Source organism: Ignavibacteria bacterium (assembly GCA_025612375.1).
GTDB lineage: Bacteria > Bacteroidota > Ignavibacteria > Ignavibacteriales > SURF-24 > JAAXKN01.
On sequence record JAAXKN010000086.1, the window covers coordinates 1 to 4,419 of the forward strand.

At 45.3% G+C, this 4,419-nt stretch carries 11 protein-coding genes; all 11 read right to left on the reverse strand.

Going from position 1 to position 4,419, the window contains the following annotated elements; translation table 11 throughout:
• Positions 1 to 207, reverse strand: a 207-nt coding sequence (locus HF312_21155) for a hypothetical protein (GenBank protein MCU7522724.1), incomplete at its 3' end; no start/stop codon positions are given.
• 271 nt (positions 208 to 478) lie between these two features.
• Entirely contained in the window at positions 479 to 805 is a 327-nt protein-coding gene (locus HF312_21160; GenBank protein ID MCU7522725.1) for a hypothetical protein, read from the reverse strand.
• Positions 802 to 1,017 (reverse strand): hypothetical protein, encoded by a 216-nt coding sequence (locus HF312_21165; protein MCU7522726.1) that lies wholly within the window; start codon positions 1,015 to 1,017, stop codon positions 802 to 804. The genes HF312_21160 and HF312_21165 overlap by 4 nt, the downstream gene beginning before the upstream one ends.
• 9 nt (positions 1,018 to 1,026) lie before the next feature.
• On the reverse strand, positions 1,027 to 1,482 hold the full coding sequence (locus tag HF312_21170) for a hypothetical protein (GenBank protein ID MCU7522727.1): 456 nt from the start codon (positions 1,480 to 1,482) through the stop codon (positions 1,027 to 1,029).
• A 132-nt stretch (positions 1,483 to 1,614) separates the two neighbouring features.
• Positions 1,615 to 1,896 (reverse strand): hypothetical protein, encoded by a 282-nt coding sequence (locus HF312_21175; protein MCU7522728.1) that lies wholly within the window; start codon positions 1,894 to 1,896, stop codon positions 1,615 to 1,617.
• Positions 1,889 to 2,254, reverse strand: a complete 366-nt coding sequence (locus tag HF312_21180; GenBank protein MCU7522729.1) for a hypothetical protein — start codon at positions 2,252 to 2,254, stop codon at positions 1,889 to 1,891. The genes HF312_21175 and HF312_21180 overlap by 8 nt, the downstream gene beginning before the upstream one ends.
• Positions 2,254 to 2,853, reverse strand: a complete 600-nt coding sequence (locus HF312_21185) for an HNH endonuclease (GenBank protein MCU7522730.1) — start codon at positions 2,851 to 2,853, stop codon at positions 2,254 to 2,256. The genes HF312_21180 and HF312_21185 overlap by 1 nt, the downstream gene beginning before the upstream one ends.
• Complete coding sequence (locus HF312_21190; GenBank protein ID MCU7522731.1) at positions 2,850 to 3,098, reverse strand: hypothetical protein; 249 nt, start codon at positions 3,096 to 3,098, stop codon at positions 2,850 to 2,852. Before HF312_21190 ends, HF312_21185 begins: the two co-directional genes overlap by 4 nt.
• A complete protein-coding gene (locus HF312_21195) occupies positions 3,073 to 3,399 on the reverse strand; it encodes a hypothetical protein (protein MCU7522732.1) in 327 nt (108 codons plus the stop codon). The genes HF312_21190 and HF312_21195 overlap by 26 nt, the downstream gene beginning before the upstream one ends.
• Before the next feature lie 146 nt (positions 3,400 to 3,545).
• A complete protein-coding gene (locus tag HF312_21200; protein ID MCU7522733.1) occupies positions 3,546 to 4,079 on the reverse strand; it encodes an AbrB/MazE/SpoVT family DNA-binding domain-containing protein in 534 nt (177 codons plus the stop codon).
• A 94-nt stretch (positions 4,080 to 4,173) separates the two neighbouring features.
• Positions 4,174 to 4,419, reverse strand: a 246-nt coding sequence (locus HF312_21205) for a hypothetical protein (GenBank protein ID MCU7522734.1), incomplete at its 5' end; no start/stop codon positions are given.

The window sequence follows — 4,419 nt, forward strand, 5'->3', positions numbered from 1 at the left end:
TTCGGCTCTGCGCATGGAGCTCTTGAATGTTTCGATGTGTCCTATTTCATGCAGCAGCGTGAACGTGGACCCGATATTTTCTTCCTGCTTCCAATTGCAGATCCGCCGTGTGCCGTCGACATGGGCGTGTCCGCGGCTGAGGCATTCGCAGCTCTTAACTATGTTTATTCCATAGTCTTTAATCAGCTTATTTTGGATTTCTTGCATTAGGCTACGCCCTCCCAATCCAATTCTCGGCCGCACTCCGGGCAGAAGTGCATGCTCGGGTTGAGTTTCAGGTTTCCGCACATACACTCAGCAAAAATGTGGCCCTTGTGGCGGCTATACACTGTTGGCTTGATTACCTCACTTGTATCGATCAGCTGCTGCAGCGTGTCGATATCCGTGAAGTCAACCTTTGGTCGTCCTTCTTCGATCATGTTATCGGCATAAACGCTCCGGACGTTGTCTAGTGCGTCCTGGCATCTTTGGTGTCTGGTCATAGGTCACCGGTCCAATCTAGTGCCTTACCGCATCTGCCACAATAATTAAACAAATGTTTTGGGTGTAAACTCCTATCGACCATCAAAGTTGCGCCACATTTAGGGCAATAATAAATGTAGTGCAAATCAGGTTTATCAATTATTTGAGGTTTCATAGGTTCTTCTTTGTCTGCTAGTCCCCTAAGAATATCAATTTCAGTGTGAAAGGCACTTCCAATAGGTATTTCTTCTAACATACCGGGTTGTGAGGGATCAGTGAGCGCATAATCAAATTGCATGGTGCCGTGTTCGATTTTGTTTAAAGCTTCTTGATACTTGTTCATGATCTCACCTCTAGTTCCTGGTACTTGTCAAGGATGACTTGTGTCTGGACCTTTTGAGTGTGGGCCCGGTCTATTTGCTGGTTGACTATTGACTTGGCGTATTTGGTCTTGGCCATTGTCTCGAGAGTCGCTTCCAGGGCAATGATTTGCTTCTCATGACGATCAATCTCTTCCTTCAGGAAGGCTACGAATTTGTTTTCAGCTTCATTCATGGTATCACCTCAAGCTGTCTTTCCGGAAATCTTGGCACCCAGGTCAGGGTTGTCACGCTTATTGCCTATCACTTTGTAAAAACGAAGGCGCCCATTAATCAACATGCTTTCAGGCCACCAAGCGGGATTGAGCTCTCCTTTGGTAACTTTTAGATAGGACAAGCTTGCTTCCTGGTAATTGATTTGGTAGAGAAGCTTGTCGCGTGAGGTCTCTTGTGATAGGATGTCATTTTCATAAACTTCTTTACCATCCATGTCGGTGTAGCCCATGAACTGATCAAGCGTTTTCGGGTCGATTTCAACCTGAATTTCGCCTATTGGTTTATCTTTGGGTATCGGAACATTTTCCGGAATGATGAAGTGATGAAGGTGGGTACGGCCATCATCGTGATGGATGCAGAAGTAAGCACCGTAAACCCACTCGCCATTGTCTTTCCGTTTGGCGCGGAACTTAATTGTTCTCATTTTTTTCCTCCTCTTTTATTTTGAGATATGGACAATCTTTCGGATCTGTGGCACAGCCACCATTGCATTGATAATTGTAGAAACAGTCGCCGCATTCTTTGCGGATCGGCTCATTGATGGGTTTTTCCTTGGTCATATGCAACTGCCTTCCATCTCCAGTGTCGCCTCAAAGTTGCATATCTTTTTAAGAATCTGTTTCATGGAATTCCTTTTTGCGCGGCATTCATTGATGGTATAAGCTGATATCCTGAAATCCAGATACCATTCAGTTTCATCATCTGTAGTGCCAAAGGTGAAACCAATGTCTTCATCTTTTTCCAGTTCTTTAGCGCATTCAGTCACTTTCTTTTTGGTATCTTCGTTAAAAGGCAGATTCAGTTTGTATTGACCTTCGATGAATTTCTTCTTAGGCATTTTTATTTTCCTCCTTCAGCCACATCTTGTGAGGATCTCCGCAGCCACTCGGATTTTTGTAGTCATATTCGAACCAGCTCTCGCCTTTCTTGAGCGGTCTTGATTCGCCCAGATAAAGGTCTTTGTGAAAGTCTACGTGGTTCATGAAGCCTCTGCATCCTTTGTATTTGCAGGAAATGCTGAAAGGTACCGGCTGATGGCCGGGTCTCCCGAAGTTCTCGAGGCCTTTCTCAAGCCACATCACTTCCTCATGGCCACAGGTTGTGCACCTGTAATGAAAGGCTTTATCAACCATTACCGTTCTTTTGCTGACGATTGTGTTCTTGATGTTTTCCTGGTATTCTTGATTACGGTTCATCATTTTCCCTCCCGTTTTTTCTTCAAATCTTTCTTACGTTTAAACGCGGTATCCAGCATCTTGGCAACGAGCGCTCCGGATCTTGAGAGTTCCGGATCATTGCTAAGGAGCCTTCGCCGGTTGATCAGCAGTTCTTCAGCTTGCGTTACCAGGATGAGGTTATCTAGTGATATGTGGGACTTATCGCCATCGGCGAACATGAGGTGATGTCCTTTCGGGATAGGTCCATTTGCAGCTTCCCAGATGGCTTTATGCTTTGGAAGCCATTTGTGTTCGCTGACCTTGATTTTTGTATAGCCATCGACATCAACACGCTCGCTCCCCACTTCCCGACGATTACCTGGAATATTCCCTTTTTTGAAATGTGTTGGCGGCCAGCCCTTGCCTTTGTATGTAGGATTTCTCCCGAGTTTAAATCGACAATCGATGCCGCTCAAAATGTGTTTATTGTGCTTGTAGCTCCTGATCTGCTGTGCTGTCAGGTTGAGCGCGAAATGCTTATTGAAGAGGGCTGTGAGTTCTTCCGAGGTGATTCCCTTTGCGTGAGCCCGGATGAAGGCGCCCTCTTCTGAGGTGTATCGGTGCATGCGTTTGCTCATAATTTGTTCTCAAGCCTGAGAGTCTCGGGTGCATCTGCTCCGGAGATTCCGTACTCATCAAAATGCTTTTTGGCGTTGAGTGCCAGCGTGTTGTTAGCGATGATGGCATGCGCGGTCTTGGCCATGGCGTTGGCTCTTTTGATTTCCTTTTCCAGATCATCGCCCTGCAGGTCTTCATCATTTAAGCGTTCCATCTCCTCGAAGAGGTGGTTGTTCAGGTCAGCCATTTTGTTCTTGACTCCCATCGGGCACCTCCTTGCGAGACATTTTCTCCATGAGCTTTATGCTGTCATTGATTTTGGCCATTTCGAAACACAGCGAGAGGTTGCCCGTTTTCTTAAATTCTTCTACGAGTTTGCCATGCTCTGCCTTGGCCAGCATAAGCTGTCGGTCTATGATCTTCTGGCTGTCGTCAGGCGAGATCTCAATTCCGGATCCGGTCTTGATTGCTTCCAAAGTGCTTTCCAGGTATTTGATCCGTTCGTTTTTAAGCTTCAGGTTGAGTTTGGCGAGCATCAGTGAATCGGCTATTTCACGTTTGGCCATTGCTTGAGCGTTTTCCGCCTCATGCTTCAGCCGGCATATTTCAGCGTTTTTGATGATGACAATGAGGTATGCGCAAAGCGCTTCTATGATTGTGATGATCAGTAGGTATCTGGTTACGATTATTAAATCCATATTTACCTCCAGGTTTATTTGATTTCTTTTTTGATTTCAACAATTATGCGGTCACCTTCTTGGTAGACCTTGAGAGTGTCATGAACCTTGATACCCATTTTGTTTCGAAGATCCCTTGGAATAACCATACGGCCAAGGTTGTCGATGGACCTGGCAAAATAAGTGCGATCTTTTTCTTGGCTCTTCTTTTGTTCGATGAGCGTATCAAGTTTGGCTTCCATGCGGTCAAGCTGTGTTTTGTTTTCCATGCTTTTTCCTTTCTCCGGAAATTGCTTCCAGTGCTTGTATTTGTATACTTTTTTACCGTTTGAGCTGGGCGTTCCATCTTCGCTTAAGAGGATCCAATGGGTCTTTGTTGCCCCACAGAAGAGACAGCGTTCTTGGAAGTCAAGTATCAGGCCTGTCTCTTTGGAGCGTTCAATTTGTTTATAGAACTTCTTATGCTTATCGCATGGCTGGTCATTGAATATGAGTGGAAGCTTGGTTCCTTCAGGATAAATCCTGATTGTTGTGAGTTCCATCATTTCTTCCTCTTCGCTTTCTTCCATGGATGGCATTTAGGACGCTTGGATTTTGAGCGGTTCTTGTAGTACTTTTTAAAGTTGACCTTTTCTTCAGCGGATCCGTAATAGCAACCATTGCTCATGCCTTCACCTCATACCGGATCAGGCCTTGACCCACTTTCTTATACAGAGCAGTGATATTTGCAGGGTCATATTCCAAGTAAGGGTAAGTTTTTTGCAGTTCCACTGTGTACCAGCCGGTCTTCTTATAATCGTAGTAAGTGATGTAGTAGTTTCCTTTTTCTTCATGAACCTTCAGGTAGTCCTCACCATACTCAACTAGGTCGCCATCGCGGGCAAAGTCTAGTTTGTTATCTGAAGAGGC